Genomic DNA, 15419 nt, shown 5'->3' on the forward strand with positions numbered 1-15419 from the left:
GGGGCCGCAGGGCATGGGGATGATCCTGCGTCCCCGCGCGGGCGCCCCCGGTTATCCAACCTCTTCGATAGGAGCTTTTCCCACATGGCAGACATCGCATTCGAGAAGGACCTCTCCGTGGTGGAGACCGGCATCGAGGGCCTCAAGGTCGTCGACCTGGCCGTCCACGGCGACTCGCGCGGCTGGTTCAAGGAGAACTGGCAGCGCGCCAAGATGTGCGCCCTGGGCATCCCGGACCTCAGGGTCGTCCAGAACAACGTCTCCTACAACGACAGCCGCGGCGTCACCCGCGGCATCCACGCCGAGCCCTGGGACAAGTTCATCTCGGTGGCCCGCGGCAGCGTCTTCGGCGCCTGGGTGGACCTGCGCGAGGGCAGCGCCACCTACGGCAAGGTATTCACCTGCACCCTGGACCCGTCCAGGGCCATCTACGTCCCGCGCGGCGTGGGCAACTCCTTCCAGGCCCTGGAGGACGGCACCGCCTACACCTACCTGGTGGATGCCCACTGGTCCCTCGAGCTCAAGAGGACCTACACCTTCGTGAACCTCGCCGACCCCGAGCTCGCCATCGAGTGGCCGATCCCGCTGGACCAGGCCACCGTCTCCGAGGCCGACCTCAACCACCCGATGTTGAGGGACGTCGTCCCGATGGCGCCGAAGCGCACCCTCGTCACCGGCTGCGACGGCCAGCTGGGCCACGCGGTCCGCGCGCTCGCCGAGGAGCGCGGCATCGCCAAGGACTTCGACTTCTGCGACATCGACACCTTCGACATGTCCGACCCGGACGCCTACGCGCAGTACGACTGGTCGCTCTACGGCACCGTGATCAACTGCGGCGCCTACACGGCCGTGGATAAGGCGGAGACCCCCGAGGGCCGTGTCATCGCCTGGAAGGCCAACGCGACCGGCCCCGCCCTTCTCGCCCGCACCTGCGCCGGGCACGGGATCACGCTCGTCCACGTGTCCTCCGACTACGTCTTCGACGGCACCGCCGAGGTCCATACCGAGGAGGAGCCCCTCAGCCCGCTGTCCGTCTACGGCCAGACCAAGGCCGCCGGCGACATCGCCGTGGCCGGCTGCCCGCGCCACTACATCATGCGCAGCTCCTGGGTCATCGGCGAGGGGCACAACTTCGTCAAGATCATGAGGGGGCTGTCCGACCGCGTCGCCGACCCGGACGACAAGCTGGACAAGGTCACCGTGGTGGACGACCAGCTGGGCCGCCTGACCTTCACGCGCGACATGGCCGCGGCCATCTTCCACGTACTGGACGCGAAGGCCCCCTACGGCACCTACGACTGCACCGGCTCCGGTGCCGTCAGGTCCTGGGCGGACATCGCCCGCGTCGTCTTCGATGCCGCCAACGGCAACGGCGGCAGGGTCGTGCCGGTTTCGACCGCCGACTACTACGCCGGCGCCGCGGGCCCCATCGCCCCGCGCCCGGTCCACTCGGCGCTCGACCTGTCCAAGCTCGAGGCTGCAGGCTTCCACATGCCCGACTGGGAGGAAGAGCTGGGGGAGTACCTCAAGACGCTCTAGCCGTTATTAACTTTTCGAGAGAAAAAGCCGCCGCTTGTTAACGGCGGCTTTTCTTATGCCTGGCGTATAGACCCGCTGCAACAAGGGCGGCGGCGGTCGCCAGACTCACTGCAAGCCCCGCAAGGGCGCCCGGAGTCTTGTAGGTCATCACGATCTTATTCGCGCCTTTCTGCATGTTAAGGGACGACAAGCCCTTATCGGCGGCGGGCGTTAGTTCTGCGGCGGTTCCGTTTACCGTTGCGTTCCAGCCCTCATCGTACGGAACGCTCAACAGCAGGTTGCCGTCATCCTTGGCGGTATACTCGCCTTCGATCCTTCCGTCCTCAAAAACCGTCGTAATAAACTCGCTCGCCTTAAGCTCGTTAATAATCTGCTCGAAAACATCCAGATTGAGGGCGTAAAAGACCGGCTCATTGTCTTGGGGCATGTCTGTATAGCCCTCTGCGACTCCGATTGACACCGTATGCTGGCTCGGGGTGTCCGATGCATCCGCAATCTGGCGGATATTATTGTCGAATCTCCAGGCCTCGTTTTCGATTGCTCGCTGGTCGATGGTAAGGGCGACGGGCCAATAACTGCCGGCGGTCGCATCTTTGTTGATGTAGAGATACCCGATGGAGCTTGCCGGAAGAGTAACGCTCCATTGCTTTAAGCTATCGCTATTCTCCGTGCTCGCGGCCTCGATCTTGGTATAGAGCTCGACCTTGCGGCCTAGGATTTTGCTGTAGAGGTCGTTCTGCTTTTCGAAGGGGTTCTCGCTCTTCAGCGTGCTGTTTTGGATATCGCTTGAGGCTGCGACGCCAATGCTGAGCGCATAGGGGTTCTCGTACACCGAGCTTGTGGAGTCGGCCTGATTCGTCTTGGCCGAAACGTATCCTGCAGGCGCGTTTTCAGGAATGGCGTACTTAACTCCCAATAGGGCATCGACGGCGAGAATGGGCTCGGCATAACGGGTCGAGAATTCGCCGACGCTGCTGTATCCAAGGGAGTTGAGCAGTGCGATGGCCTGCGGGTTGTTGGCAGACGAATACGAAGACAACTGGTTGTACCCAAGCGCTAGGCCTTCGTTGAGGGCGGCGCTATCGGCACGCGTGGTCGTTCGATCGATGCGGTAGAATGACGCAGAATCCTGGTCTTGAATGGCTGTGATCGTGTTGGTTGCGGTGGCGACATAGGTGCTGTTGGCTTCTTCGGAATAGCCTGCGTACAGTTGGTTCCACATCACATGGGCGTTGATAAACAACTCAATTGCGGTGATTGTCAGGATTGGTAATACGACGGCTGGTCGATAGGCATGACGAAATTTGGGCTGGCCCTCGAACACCTGCAACGAATAGCCCGCTGCCCACAGCGCAAAGAAGCTCAGCAAGAAAGTCGTGCGCGAATAGAATCCGTTGGGCACGCGCATGCCGCACCAGATGTACTCGAGCGGGCTCAAAACGGAGCTGGCGACCAGGATTATCGTGACGACGAGCGTTGCGATGCGTGTCTTGATCGAAACCGTGCGGTTAAACAGCAGGCTCACCGCGAGCAGCATCATGATGACGCCGCAATAGAACTGCGGTGTACTATCGTTGTTCACCCACATGCCAGGGAGAAAGCCCCTGATGAGCGATTTGAGGCTGGTTTTAAGCAGCGGCCCGAGGGCTAGGACGGGGCCGCCCTTGGACATGGCAAGGATGGTCGGCAAAAAGGTCCAAGCGGACAGAAGTAGCCCGAGCACGATGGCGCCTGCGAATCGCAGGGCCCGATCGAGCATGAGCTTCCAGCTAAAACCTTCTTCTGCAACATAATCGACAAATTCGACCAATACGAAGATGCAGAGGAACAGGATGCTGATGTAGGCCGTATACCAGCAGAACATGACATTGAGCGCCGTTGTGATGACGAGGCGGATCATGCACTGCTTGCGGATGAGCTCGTGGCATCCGTAGGCGCAGATGGGCAGCAGGATCAGGCAATCAATCCAGAGTGGGTTGCGCAGGTTGCTGATGGTCCAGCTGCAAAACGTGAACGAGAGGGATAGCAAGAATGCGGCGGGCTTGGAAAGGTCAAAGCGCTTTTGCACATACCAAGCGCTGCTGATGTGGATGCAGCCAAGCTTGAGCGCGGTTATGGCAAATACGAAGAGCGTCAGCTTGTCTGCGGGAAACAGCACGCAGAGCAGGTTGAAGGGGCTGGCGAGGTAGTAGCTATAGAGCCCCCATGTGTTCATACCGAGGCCCTGTGAGAAGGAATAGCGAAGGTTTGCCTCGCCTAAAAGGACGCGGCGAAACCACGCGAAGAAGTCGATGTATTGGTATTTGAGATCGTTGGTGAGAAACGAGTTGTCGCCAAAGGGGTAGACATGCCCCGCCTCTGCAAGTGCGACAAAAAATGCGATGGGAAACGTGAAGCAGGCGGCGTAGAACGCCACATTCTTGAGCGTGCTGTTATTGGGCCGTGTCATCAGATTCCTCGTTGGATTCTCGAATGATATAGATGGGGCGGTGCTTGGCCTCCAAGTAGGCTTTTGCTAGGTACTCGCCAATGATTCCCAGGCACAGGAGCTGCATGCCGCCAAACAGCGTAATGAGGCAGGCAAGGGAGGGCCATCCGCCTACGGGATCGCCCCAAACAAGCGTTTTGACCAGGATGACGATAAATCCCATGATGGCGATGAGGCAGAAGACGATACCCGTGAGGGCGGCGAGGGAGAGCGGCGCCGTGGAAAACGCGACGATGCCGTCGATGGAATAGAGGAGCAGCGACCAAAAGCTCCACTTGGTCTCGCCCGCGACGCGGTTGACGTTTACGTAGGGGAGCCATTTGGTCTTGAAGCCCACCCAGCCGTAAATGCCCTTGGAGAATCGGTTGTATTCGCCCATGGAGATGATGGCGTTGACCATAGGTCGCTTCATGAGCCTAAAATCGCGTGCTCCGTCGACGATGTCGGCCTTGGAAATGCGGTTGATGATCTTGTAGAACATACGGGCACAGAACGACCTGATGGGAGGCTCGCCTTCGCGGGTGGTCCTGCGTGTGGCGACGTTATCGTAGTCTTCGGTCTGCAAGATTTCGTACATCTGCGGCAGGAGCGAGGGCGGGTCCTGCATGTCGGCATCCATGGTGGCGACATAGTCGCCCTTTGCGTGCTGGAGTCCGGCGAGTAGTGCCGCCTCCTTGCCAAAGTTGCGCGAGAAAGAGTGCCAGCGGATGGCGTATGGATGCGCCGCCGCGGCTTCCGCCTTCATGACGGCGAGCGTTTTGTCTGCCGAGCCATCGTCGATGAGGACGGCTTCAAAGGAGATGCCGGGGTCTTGCCGGGTCATGATGCGAACGACGCCATCGAGCTCTTTGAGAAAGATCGGAAGTGATTCCTGCTCGTTGTAACTCGGTACGACGATGGAGATGAGCGGCATGGTGGTTTACCTCTCGCTTGGCTTGGAAGTAGGGTGGCCGGGCTGGTCGTCGTAGGCGTATTTGCTGTACACGTTGACCTCCCACTGCTTTTTTTCGACCTTTGCCACGGAATCGAGGATGAAGCCGGTCGCAAGGCTCAGACCGCACAGGAACATAAACGACGCGGCGAGCATGGCGGTGGGGAAGCGCGGAACGAGGCCGGTCTGGAAATACTCGACAACGATGGGCATGCCCAAGGCGAGGCCGATCACCGCAAACAGAAGCGCGACGAGGCTGAAGAACTTCAGCGGGCGGTAGTCCTTGAACAGCGTGCCGATCATCGCAACGACTTTAATGCCGTCGCTCACGGTATTGAGCTTGGACTCGGAACCTTCCGGACGGTCGCGGTACTCGATGGGCACATCTTTGATGCGCCAGCGGTGGTCGACGGCGTGGATCGAGAGCTCGGTTTCGATCTGGAAGCCCTCGGAAAGCACAGGGAAGGTTTTAACGAACGGGCGGCTCATGGCGCGGTAGCCGGTCATGACGTCATCGAAGCTGTAGCCATAGATCCACTTGATCATGGAGCGGACCAAATTATTACCAAAGCCGTGGAAGGCACGCTTGTTTTCCTCGGCATAGGTGCCATTTGAGAGACGATCGCCTACGGTCATGTCGGCTGTGCCGTTAAGGATGGGCTCGCAGAGGGCTTTGGACGCCTCGGCGGGGTAGGTGTCGTCTCCGTCGACCATCAGGTAGCAATCGGCGTCGATGTCGCGAAACATCTGGCGGCATACGTTGCCCTTTCCCTGACGGGGCTCAAAGCGGACCGTGGCGCCGTGTTCGGTGGCGATGCGTGAGGTATCGTCCGACGAGTTGTTGTCATAGACATAGACCGTCGCTTGCGGAAGCTCGCGGTGAAAGTCGTCGATGACTTTGCCGATCGTGAGCGCTTCGTTGTAGCAGGGGATGATGACGGCGATGGATTCAGAATTCACTCAATGCTCCTTATACATTCAATCCTTGAAAGTATAGCCGTTTGGGCTTGGCATCCTAAGATGTGGGTTAGTTCTCCAGTTTTGTTGCGCGAATCGTTTGCATGGCCGTCGGGTCTATACTGTTCGTTTGTCAACGATTACGAGTAAAGGAGTTGCATCCGTGTCGGATCAGACAAAGCAACAAGAAACTCGCAGTCTGCCTGCGACGTTTGCTAAGAACGAATTTGAGAAGGATGCGTTTATCCTTCGTCAGCTGGTTACCAAGGATTTTAAGATCAAGTATCGCCGTAGCGTTCTGGGCGTCGCATGGTCGGTTCTCAACCCGCTGCTGATGATGATCGTCATGGCCATCGTGTTCTCGACGATTTTTGGCCAGGGCCGCAATGGATCAATGACGCCCGAGATGTACCCGCTGTACTTGATCGTGGGTAACGTTACCTTTGCCGTCATGTCCGAGTCCACGAACCAGGCCCTAACGTCGATCGTGGGTGCTGCCCCTCTGCTCAAGAAGGTTAAGGTGCACCGCTGGGTCTTCCCGGTGCAGAAAGTGCTTTTCTCGCTGGTGAACTTTGCCTTCTCGCTGGTCGCCGTCGCCATCGTCATGCTGTGGTTCCGCGTTATGCCTTCTTGGCACCTGATTCTGCTGCCGGTTTGCCTGCTGCTGCTTATGTGCTTCTGCATGGGCCTGGGCATGATGCTCTCTGCCCTTACGGTCTTTTTCCGCGACGTTATGCATCTGTGGAGCGTAGTCATTACGGCGTGGACTTATATTACGCCCATCTTCTGGACGACTGACTATATTGCGCAAATGCCGCATCTCGTGCGTATCTTGATGTATGCGAACCCCATGTACAACTACCTGCAGTTTATGCGCGATATCTTTCTGTTCCAAACTACGCCCTCGCTTATGACGTTTGGTATGTGCGCTGCTTGGGCGGTCCTTGCGCTTGTTATTGGCTATACCGTGTTCCATAAGTCCGAGCGCAAGTTCATCCTCTACATCTAAGGAGTGCTGTGATGACTGAATCTGTTGTTGATTACAGCGAGCAGCCTCTGGCTGTCGAGGTCGACGACGTCACCATGATCTTTAACATGGCGTCCGAGTCGCTGACCAACCTCAAGGAGTACTTCATCAAGCTTGCCAAGCACGAGTTGTTCTTTGAGGAGTTTAGGGCGCTTAAGCATATTTCGTTTGATATTCATCGTGGCGAGGTCGTGGGTCTGGTTGGCACCAATGGCTCCGGCAAGTCTACGATGCTCAAGATTATCGCTGGCGTGCTTGAGCCAAGCGAGGGCAGCGTTAAGGTGCACGGTAACATCGCGCCGCTGATTGAGCTTGGTGCCGGCTTTGATCCCGAGCTGACCGCCCGCGAGAACATCTATCTGAACGGCGCCCTGCTCGGCTATACCAAGGAGTTCATCGACGTCAACTTTGACGGCATTATCGAGTTCGCTGAGCTTCAGAACTTTGTCGACATGCCGCTTAAGAACTTCTCCTCGGGCATGGTTGCGCGTATTGCCTTTGCAATCGCGACGATTACCGAGCCCGATATTCTGATCGTTGACGAGACGCTGTCCGTCGGTGATGTGTTCTTCCAGCAGAAGTGCGAGGCCCGCATCCAGCACTTTATCCAGAGCGGCGACGTGACGGTTCTGTTCGTTTCGCACTCCATGGAGCAGGTTGAGCGCATCTGCCAGCGTGCCGTTTGGATTGAGAAGGGTGACCTTCGCATGGATGGCCCGGTCGATGAGGTCTGCAAGGCGTACCGCGAGCAGTTCAACTAGGTTATAATTACTTGCGCCTGACAGGCTTGCGCTTGCTTGGGTGTGCGGTTATATGCTCCATTAGCTCAGTTGGATAGAGCAGGGGACTTCTAATCCCAAGGTCGACGGTTCGAATCCGCCATGGAGCACCATCGTTTATTAAGCCCGGACCGCTTGGAGGTCTGGGCTTTTTTCATCTTGTGTGCTGTGGTTTTGAAGGGTTCGCAATGGGAAGCAAAAGGCTCGACTGGATCGATATTGCAAAGGGGATCGCAATTATTCTGGTCATTGTGGGGCACACCGTCCCAAATCCCTCTCCCTTGCGGCACGCGATCTTCTCGTTTCACATGCCGGTGTTCTTTATTCTTGCCGGGTATACGTTTAGGCCGAAGCCGTGGCGCGAACTGCTGAGTGATTCGGTGTCGCGCCTGCTGGTGCCGTATGTGGTTCTTGCACTGGCGTGGCAGGTGCCGACGTTCTTGATGAGCGGCGCTCCTTTGACGAGCGGTACGCTGGTTGCGGGGCTTAAGACGCTTGTGTTTGCCTCGGGCGTTGATGTGCCTGGGTTTGGCGTTACCGCCGTTGGCATGGCATGGTTTTTGGCGGCGCTGTTTACGTCGCGCCTACTGTTTAATGTACTTGTGCGGCTGTTTGATCGCCGCGGGATTGGGGTAGTTTGGCAGGGTGTTGTCTGTGCCGCGATTGCCTTTTGCGGATTGAGCGTGTCTCGCTTAATGGGTGTTTACCTGCCGCTCGATTTGGATCTGAGCTGCTATATTGTGCTGCTGATGTGGGTTGGCTATACGGCGCGCCAAAGGGGGCTGGAGCCGAGCGTGAGCAAGCCTCTGCTGTTTATTGGAGCCGGTGTCGCTTGGCTTGTCCTTGGCGCGCTGAGTGGGCTTGAGCTTTCGAGCCGCCGCGTGGATGGGTTTGTGGTTGCGACAGTTGCCGCTCTTGCCGGCAGCTACTGCGTGTGCTGGGTTTCCATGGCGCTGGAGAAGTTGAAAGACGTGCCGGTTGTGGGATCCTTTGAGCGATCGCTCGTGTTCTGCGGACAGGCCAGTCTTGCCATCTTTGCAATCCACGCGGTCGATTGGTTTATTCCTTGGCAGACGATGCCGCTGCTTATGACGCTGCCAGTGCCATGGCTCTTTGCGTCGATTGTGCGCTGCGGGTGCGACATAGGGTTGGCGTACGTGATCAAGAAGGCGTAATTAAAAGCGGGGAGGACCAAGTTGGTCCTCCCCGCTGTCATTTATTCGGTAGTGTTGCAGGCTTACTTTTCGAGATGCTTTTCCAGCAGCTCCAACGCGTGGGCGTAGCCTTGGAGGCCTTCGCCGGTGATGGTGGCGAAGCAGGCCAGGCGTGCATAGCTCACCTGGCGGAAGTCCTCGCGTGTCTCTACGGCGCTGATGTGGACCTCCACAGCCGGGATGGCGACGGCCTTGAGGGCATCGAGGATCGCCACGCTCGTATGCGTATAAGCGGCCGGGTTGATGACGATGCCGTCGACCTTGCCGTAGGCCTCCTGGATCTTGTCGACGATGCTGCCCTCGTGGTTAGACTGGAAGACCTCGATCTCGTCGAAGCCCTGTGCGGCACCTGCCTCCTGGCAGATCTGCACTAAGCGGTCGTAGTTGCCGCTGCCATAGATGCCCGGCTCGCGAATGCCGAGCATGTTGAGGTTGGGGCCGTTGATGACGAGTGCTTTCATGGTTGCTTCCTTTGCGATTGGAAAACCACCACAAAGGCGCCTGTCCCCTTTGTGGTGGTTTTGGTTAGAGAGCGGGTGGGAGGGTGTCGAGGAGGGCTTGGGCGGTGTTGGCGGCGCAGTCGCGTGAGTCGATGATGTAGTCGGCCCAGGCGCGGTAGCGTGGCATGCGCTGCTTGGCCAGCTTATCGATCCCGTCGCGCGCGGTGATGGGGCGGCCCTTGTGGGCGAGCTCGTCGAGCTTGCGGTTGAGCATCACAATCTGGCTGTTCTGGTGCAGCAGCGGGTAGTTCTCGTCGCGCGTGACCACGCCGCCGCCGGTGGAAAGCACCAGGCCGCTGCGCTTGGAGATGTCGGCCAGCGCCGCCGTCTCCTGTTCGCGGAACGCCGCCTCGCCGCGCTCGACGATAAAGTCGGCGCAGGGCATGCCCAGGCGCTCCTCGAGGGCGCGATCCAGATCGATGTGCTCTCGCCCCGTGAGCAGGGCAATCTGCTCGCCCACACGGGTCTTGCCCGAGCCCGGCATGCCGATCAGCGCGATGTTCTGTTCGCGGCGTGACAGGCGCTCCGTTACGTCCAGAATGCGCTCGCGCGGAGTGACCTGGCCGGTGTAGCGCTCAACGGCTTGCGCCGCCTGGGCCACGAGCATGAGCAGACCGCCGATGCAGGGGATGTCGCGGCGCTCGGCCTCGAGCATGAGTCCCGTGCGGGCGGGGTTGTAGACAATGTCGATAACGCCCTCGAGCGCATCGAGCCCTTCGAGCGTGCATGGCGCGTCGGGGCAATGGGGGAACATTCCGGCGGGTGTGCAATTGACGAGCAGGGCGGCGTCGGACTGCTGCGCGATGTTGTCGTAGCTGACTTCGCTCGTACGGCCGACCGGCACGACGATGGCGCCCAGGTCTCCCAGCACCATACTTGCCGTGGTGCCGGCGCCGCCGGTGGCTCCGAGCACGAGGACCTTCTTGCCGGCAACCTCTACGCCCAACTCCTCGACCAGACACTGAAAACCAAAGTAGTCGGTGTTGTCGCCGCGCAAACAACCGTCAGGCAGGCGTGTGATGGTGTTGACGTTGCCCATTCGCTCGGCGAGCGGACTCAGCTCGTCCAGGTATTCCATGACGGCGCGCTTGTAGGGGATGGTCACGTTGGTGCCCTCCCATTCGTCACCCGTCATAAAAGCCTGGAGGTCCTCGGGCTCGCGCTCAAATCGTACGTACTCGAGCCCCGCGAGCTCCTTGTAGATGGTCGGGGTGTAGCTGTGGCCCAGCACACGGCCCAGCACGCCGTAGGGGCGGGTTGCGGCGACATCGGTCATCTAGAGCACCTCCGTGTAACTGCCAAAGTAGGTGAAGCTCTCGCACACGTCGTCGATGGAATCGAGCAAGTCGTCGAGGGCCTTGCTGCCAAAGGGGCAGTCCAGGTCAAAGTAGAACATAAACTCAAAGTCGTGCCCGGGGATGGGGCGGCTCTCGAGCTTGATGAGGTTGATATTGAGCGCGTAGAAGCGCTCGAGTACGCGATAGAGTGCGCCCGGCTCGTTGGCCGTGGTAATCATGAGCGAGGTGCGGTTGGCGCCGGGGTAGACGCGTGGCTCGCGGCTGATGACGACAAAGCGCGTGTAGTTGTTGTCCGAGTCCTGGATGTTGGGCTCCAGCACCTCCAGGCCGTAGAGTGCCGCGCAGCTGCGCGATGCGATGGCGGCAACATCGGTGCGCTCGGAGCTGGCGACCATCTCGGCCGACATGGCCGTGTTGGGGTATTTGGTGGCGTGCAGGTCGTGGGCTTCGATAAAGCCGGCGCACTGGGCGATAGCCTGGCCGTGGCTATAGACCTCGTGCACGTCGGCGAGCTTGGTGCCGGGTTTGACGAGCAGATTGTGGTCGATCTTGAGACGCAGCGAGCGCACGATATGGAAATCGAACTGGGCGAGCAGGTCGTAGACGGCGTTAACCGAGCCGGCGGTGGAGTTCTCGATGGGCAGCACGCCAAACTCGCAGAAGCCGTCGCGCACGGCGCGCATGACGCCCTCGAAGGTCTCGAAGAACGCGATGTCGGGCACGTCAAAGAGCTTGCATGCGGCGATCTGGCTGTAGGCGCCTTCGACGCCCTGGCAGGCAACGGTGGCCGTTTGAGGGAAGGGCGTGTCGGAGGCTGCAGCCGTGGCGTGGGCCTTTTGCGAGACGGTAATGCCCTTGAGTTCGTTGATGTAGCGCTGCTGCTCGGCCTTGCTCATGCTCATGAGGAGACGGAACAGGGTGATGGTCTGCGCCTCGTAGCGCTCGGGCGCGCGGCTGGCGAGGTTGTTGAGCTTGGAGCGCTCACGGGCGGGGTCGAAGACGGCCTTGCCCATCTCGATTTTTGACTTGGCGACCTCGGTGGCAATGTCCATGCGCTCGACAAAGCTGTTGAGGAGCGTGGTGTCGATGCCATCGATGGCCTGGCGGATGTCAGCAAGGTCCATGGAGACCCCTTTCACGTGTCGGGGGATGTTGAGGGGTGGGTAGTTAGCGCTGGGCGGCGTCTTCGAGGAGGGCGTCCCAGATGGCGAGGGCGGCGGCTGCTTCGGCTACGGGGACAGCTCGGGGGACGATGCAGGGATCGTGGCGGCCGTGGACCGAGAGCTCGGCATTTTCCATAGCGTCCATGTCCACCGTCTGCTGCTCGCGGCCAATTGAGGGCGTCGGCTTTACGGCCATGCGCCACATGACGGGAGCGCCGGTCGAAATACCGCCCAGGATGCCGCCGGCGTTATTGGATTCGACCTCGATCTCGCCGGTTTCGGCATCGATTCGATACGGATCGTTGTTCTCGCTGCCGCGCATGGCGGCCACGGCAAAGCCCATGCCGAACTCCACGCCCTTTACGGCGGGAATGCCAAACGCGATTTGCGCGATGCGGTTCTCGATGCCGTCGAATATGGGGTCGCCGATGCCTGCGGGAAGCCCGTAAATGCCGCACTCCACGATGCCGCCGATGCTGTCGAGTTCGTCGCGCGCGGCTAGGATCTCCTCACGCATGCGGCCGGCTGCGGCGGCGTCAATGCACGGCAGATCGTTCGTAAGGATCGCCTTGCGGTCGGCCTCGCGATAGACCATATCGTCCATCGGCAGGTCGGAGATGCCGCCGATCTGCGCCACATGCGCCATCACTTTAATGCCGCAGGCCTCGAGTGCCTGCAGCGCAATGCCGCCGGCGATGCATAAGGGGGCCGTTAGGCGGCCGGAGAAATGACCGCCACCGGCGACATCGTGCATGTTGTGATACTTCACGCGCGCAGGGAAGTCCGCATGTCCGGGGCGGGGCTTGCGGCGCAGCTCGGAGTAATCCTTGGAGCGCGTGTTGGTGTTCTCGATAATCGCGGCGATGGGCGCGCCGGTGGTATGTCCATCGACCACACCGGCGATGATGTGGGCGGCGTCGGCCTCGCGGCGTTTGGTCGCGGTCTCGTCGCGACCGGGGGCACGACGGTCGAGGAAGGCCTGCAGCTGCTCCTGGTCAACAGCGATGCCCGCCGGAATGCCATCGAGGGAGCAGCCGATGGCGGGGGAGTGCGACTGACCGAAGATGCTTAAATGCAAGACGTTGCCAAAGGTCGAGGACATGCTATTCCTCCTCGAGTGTGACCTTGCCGCCCAGCAGGCGGTAGTGGTCGAAGAAATCGGGATAGGACTTGTTGACGGCCTCGGCGCCGTGGATCACGACCTCGCCGGTGGCGCGGCTCGCGGAGATAGCGGCCATCATGGCGATGCGATGGTCGTTGTGCGAATCGACCTCGCCGCCGGTGAAGGCATCGACACCCTTGATGATGAGGTCATCGCCGGCAATGCGCACCTGCGCGCCCAGCGCGGTGAGCTCGCGGGTGGTGGTGGCCAAGCGATCGGATTCCTTGATGCGTAGGCGGGCGCAATCGCGAATAAAGGTGCGGCCTTGCGCCAGCGATGCCACGGCCGAGATTACGGGCACCAAGTCGGGGATGTCGTGGGCACTCATCTCAAAGCCGGCGAGCTTGTCGGACTGCACGGTGGCGGCGTTGGTGGAGCGCACGATGCGGGCGCCAAAGCGCGAAAGCGCGGCAAGCACGTTACGGTCGCCCTGTGCGGAGCTTAGCGACACGCCCTCGACGGTGATTGGGTCGGTGCCGATGGCACCGGCGCACAGCCAAAAGGCAGCGTTGGACCAGTCGCCCTCGACGGCTACGCTGCCGGGCGTGCGGTACGAGCCGCTGCTCACGCGGAAGTTCGTGACCTCGGGCTGGCCGTCCTTGGCCGGAATACGCTCGACGTTGACCTCGACGCCAAAGGCCTTCATGGCCTGGATCGTCAGGTTGATGTAGGGACGGCTCTCAATGAGGCCGGTTACCTGCACGCAGGAGGGCTGGGCCAGCAGCGGGGCTGCCAGCAGAAGGCCGGAGATATACTGCGAGCTCACGTTGCCCGGAAGCACAAAGGTGCCCGGGCGCATGCGGCCGCTCGTCTTGAGCGGAAAACCGCCCAGACCCTGTAGGTCGCAGCCGGCGGCGATGATCTCGTCCGAGAGCGGGGAGAGCGGGCGGGCGCCCAAGCGCCCCTGACCCACAAAAGTTGCTTCTGCACCCAGCGCGCAGGCGACAGGCAGCATAAAGCGGAGCGTGGAGCCGCTTTCACCGCAGTCAAGCGTGCCGCCGGCAAGGGCCTTGAGCAGGCCAAACTCAACACTCTTCATGGTGGGGTGGACCTGGAAGCCGTCCTCGACGGTCTCGATGCGAGCACCCAGGGCCGTAAGGCAACGCACCGTGGCCTCGATGTCGGCGCAGGTGGTATTGCAGGTGACGTGTGTCTCGCCGTTGGCAAGCGCAGCGCAGATGATCAGGCGATGCGCCATCGACTTGGACGCGATGGCGGGAACGGTGCCCTTGAGCGGGGACGGGGTGATGCGGGCTAGCATGCGGATGCGTCTCCCTTCTGGCCGAGGCCCTCGGCAATGAGTTCGTGGAAAGTGGAAAGCGGTGTGCGGTCGATGCTGCAGCGGCCAATGCCGTGCGGAATCACCAGGTCGATGGTGTCGCCCGCGCGCTTCTTGTCGTGGAGCGCCTCGGCAAAGACGGTATCGGCATCTAGGTCGCAGCGGGTCTTGAGGCCATGGCGGGCGCAGAGCTCCTCAATACGACCGGGCAGTGCAGCATCGCAAGCGCCGTGCAGGGCCGCGGCGCGCGTGATGATGCCCATGCCGATCGACACGCAGTTGCCGTGTCCCAGCTCAAAGTGCTCGCAGGCCTCGACGGCGTGTCCGGCGCTGTGTCCAAAGTTGAGGAGCTTACGCTGGTTGGTTTCGCGCTCGTCGGCGACGACCACGGCGCGCTTGATGTCGATATTGCGGGCGATGATGAGCGCTACGCGGGCCACATCGCGGTTGAGCAGCTCCAGCGTGAGCGGGGTCTTCTCCAGCTCGGCGAAAAGCTCCGGGTCGGCGATCACGGCGTGCTTGACGACCTCGCCGCAGCCGTCGGCGAACTGCTCGGGCGTGAGGGTGGCCAGGCACCCCACGTCGGCAATAACCACGCTCGGCTGCCAAAAGGCGCCGGCCAGGTTCTTGCCGGCAGCCAGGTCTATGGCGGTCTTGCCGCCCACCGACGAATCCACCATGGCGAGCAGGCTCGTGGGGATCTGCACAAACTTGCAGCCGCGCATGTAGGTGGCGGCCACAAAGCCCGCCACGTCGCCCACGACGCCGCCGCCGAGTGCCACGATCACGTCGGAGCGCGAAAGCTCGTGCTCGGCCACAAACTCCAAAATGGCAACGTAGGTCTCAGCGCGCTTATGGGCCTCGCCGGCCTCGAAGGTGCAGATGCTCACCTCGTAGCCTGACGCCTCCAGGCTCTGCTTAACGGGCATCTGGTAGAGCGGGCCCACGTTGGTGTCCGTCACGATGACGGCCTTGGTGCCGCCGGCGGTGGCGCGCACGAGCGGCCCCGCCTGCTCCAGCAAAAACGTGCCAACATGCACCTGGTAGGGGCGTGCAGTGTCGATATCGATGGTAATCGCCAT

13 protein-coding genes and 1 tRNA gene are annotated in these 15419 nt (G+C 60.7%); 5 read left to right on the forward strand and 9 right to left on the reverse strand.

The annotated features are described in order from the left end of the window. The first annotated feature begins 84 nt into the window (after window positions 1-84). Window positions 85-1539, forward strand: coding sequence for a sugar nucleotide-binding protein (locus DW151_RS03285; protein WP_118334443.1), 1455 nt, complete (start codon window positions 85-87; stop codon window positions 1537-1539). Between the two features lie 37 nt (window positions 1540-1576). Here DW151_RS03285 and DW151_RS03290 read toward each other — a convergent pair whose 3' ends face one another. The 3 genes from DW151_RS03290 to DW151_RS03300 are packed head-to-tail and all read right to left on the reverse strand — an operon-like array spanning window position 1577 to window position 5918. Further along, entirely contained in the window at window positions 1577-3988 is a 2412-nt protein-coding gene (locus DW151_RS03290) for a YfhO family protein (RefSeq protein WP_118334445.1), read from the reverse strand. Further along, window positions 3972-4940 carry a glycosyltransferase family 2 protein gene (locus DW151_RS03295; RefSeq protein ID WP_118334446.1) on the reverse strand — a complete coding sequence of 323 codons (969 nt, stop codon included), beginning with the start codon at window positions 4938-4940 and terminating at the stop codon, window positions 3972-3974. The genes DW151_RS03290 and DW151_RS03295 overlap by 17 nt, the downstream gene beginning before the upstream one ends. Before the next feature lie 6 nt (window positions 4941-4946). Then, window positions 4947-5918, reverse strand: coding sequence for a glycosyltransferase family 2 protein (locus DW151_RS03300; protein ID WP_118334448.1), 972 nt, complete (start codon window positions 5916-5918; stop codon window positions 4947-4949). 160 nt (window positions 5919-6078) lie between these two features. On the opposite strand from DW151_RS03300, the gene DW151_RS03305 reads away from it, so the two are divergent. The 4 genes from DW151_RS03305 to DW151_RS03320 all read left to right on the forward strand — a co-directional run bounded on the left by DW151_RS03305 (window position 6079) and on the right by DW151_RS03320 (window position 8896). Beyond that, window positions 6079-6924 (forward strand): ABC transporter permease, encoded by an 846-nt coding sequence (locus DW151_RS03305; protein ID WP_231501564.1) that lies wholly within the window; start codon window positions 6079-6081, stop codon window positions 6922-6924. An 11-nt stretch (window positions 6925-6935) separates the two neighbouring features. Then, the gene (locus DW151_RS03310) at window positions 6936-7703 is read left to right on the forward strand and encodes an ABC transporter ATP-binding protein (RefSeq protein WP_118334449.1); all 768 of its coding nucleotides are present in this window, start codon (window positions 6936-6938) and stop codon (window positions 7701-7703) included. A gap of 54 nt (window positions 7704-7757) precedes the next feature. After that, window positions 7758-7834: transfer RNA gene (locus DW151_RS03315), tRNA-Arg, on the forward strand. A 75-nt stretch (window positions 7835-7909) separates the two neighbouring features. Beyond that, window positions 7910-8896: an acyltransferase family protein gene (locus tag DW151_RS03320; RefSeq protein WP_118334451.1), complete on the forward strand. Its 987-nt coding sequence runs from the start codon at window positions 7910-7912 to the stop codon at window positions 8894-8896. A gap of 62 nt (window positions 8897-8958) precedes the next feature. On the opposite strand, the gene aroQ is transcribed toward DW151_RS03320, so the two are convergent. The 6 genes from aroQ to aroB all read right to left on the reverse strand — a co-directional run bounded on the left by aroQ (window position 8959) and on the right by aroB (window position 15419). Continuing rightward, entirely contained in the window at window positions 8959-9396 is a 438-nt protein-coding gene (aroQ, locus tag DW151_RS03325) for a type II 3-dehydroquinate dehydratase (protein ID WP_118334453.1), read from the reverse strand. Window positions 9397-9460: 64 nt separating this feature from the next. Beyond that, the gene (locus DW151_RS03330) at window positions 9461-10711 is read right to left on the reverse strand and encodes a shikimate kinase (protein WP_118334454.1); all 1251 of its coding nucleotides are present in this window, start codon (window positions 10709-10711) and stop codon (window positions 9461-9463) included. Continuing rightward, entirely contained in the window at window positions 10712-11857 is a 1146-nt protein-coding gene (gene pheA, locus DW151_RS03335) for a prephenate dehydratase (protein ID WP_118334456.1), read from the reverse strand. 43 nt (window positions 11858-11900) lie between these two features. After that, window positions 11901-12998, reverse strand: coding sequence for a chorismate synthase (gene aroC, locus DW151_RS03340; protein WP_118334457.1), 1098 nt, complete (start codon window positions 12996-12998; stop codon window positions 11901-11903). A 1-nt stretch (window position 12999) separates the two neighbouring features. After that, window positions 13000-14319 (reverse strand): 3-phosphoshikimate 1-carboxyvinyltransferase, encoded by a 1320-nt coding sequence (aroA, locus tag DW151_RS03345; RefSeq protein WP_118334459.1) that lies wholly within the window; start codon window positions 14317-14319, stop codon window positions 13000-13002. Continuing rightward, window positions 14313-15419 carry a 3-dehydroquinate synthase gene (gene aroB, locus DW151_RS03350; protein WP_118256531.1) on the reverse strand — a complete coding sequence of 369 codons (1107 nt, stop codon included), beginning with the start codon at window positions 15417-15419 and terminating at the stop codon, window positions 14313-14315. The genes aroA and aroB overlap by 7 nt, the downstream gene beginning before the upstream one ends.

Source organism: Collinsella sp. AM13-34 (genome assembly GCF_003473055.1).
GTDB lineage: Bacteria > Actinomycetota > Coriobacteriia > Coriobacteriales > Coriobacteriaceae > Collinsella.

Coding starts and splice junctions, on each gene's coding strand:
- DW151_RS03285 (WP_118334443.1), top strand. CDS start 85: ATGGCAGACATCGCATTCGAGAAGGACCTCTCCGTGGTGGAGACCGGC.
- DW151_RS03290 (WP_118334445.1), bottom strand. CDS start 3,988: ATGACACGGCCCAATAACAGCACGCTCAAGAATGTGGCGTTCTACGCC.
- DW151_RS03295 (WP_118334446.1), bottom strand. CDS start 4,940: ATGCCGCTCATCTCCATCGTCGTACCGAGTTACAACGAGCAGGAATCA.
- DW151_RS03310 (WP_118334449.1), top strand. CDS start 6,936: ATGACTGAATCTGTTGTTGATTACAGCGAGCAGCCTCTGGCTGTCGAG.
- DW151_RS03320 (WP_118334451.1), top strand. CDS start 7,910: ATGGGAAGCAAAAGGCTCGACTGGATCGATATTGCAAAGGGGATCGCA.
- aroQ (WP_118334453.1), bottom strand. CDS start 9,396: ATGAAAGCACTCGTCATCAACGGCCCCAACCTCAACATGCTCGGCATT.
- DW151_RS03330 (WP_118334454.1), bottom strand. CDS start 10,711: ATGACCGATGTCGCCGCAACCCGCCCCTACGGCGTGCTGGGCCGTGTG.
- pheA (WP_118334456.1), bottom strand. CDS start 11,857: ATGGACCTTGCTGACATCCGCCAGGCCATCGATGGCATCGACACCACG.
- aroC (WP_118334457.1), bottom strand. CDS start 12,998: ATGTCCTCGACCTTTGGCAACGTCTTGCATTTAAGCATCTTCGGTCAG.
- aroA (WP_118334459.1), bottom strand. CDS start 14,319: ATGCTAGCCCGCATCACCCCGTCCCCGCTCAAGGGCACCGTTCCCGCC.
- aroB (WP_118256531.1), bottom strand. CDS start 15,419: ATGGCGATTACCATCGATATCGACACTGCACGCCCCTACCAGGTGCAT.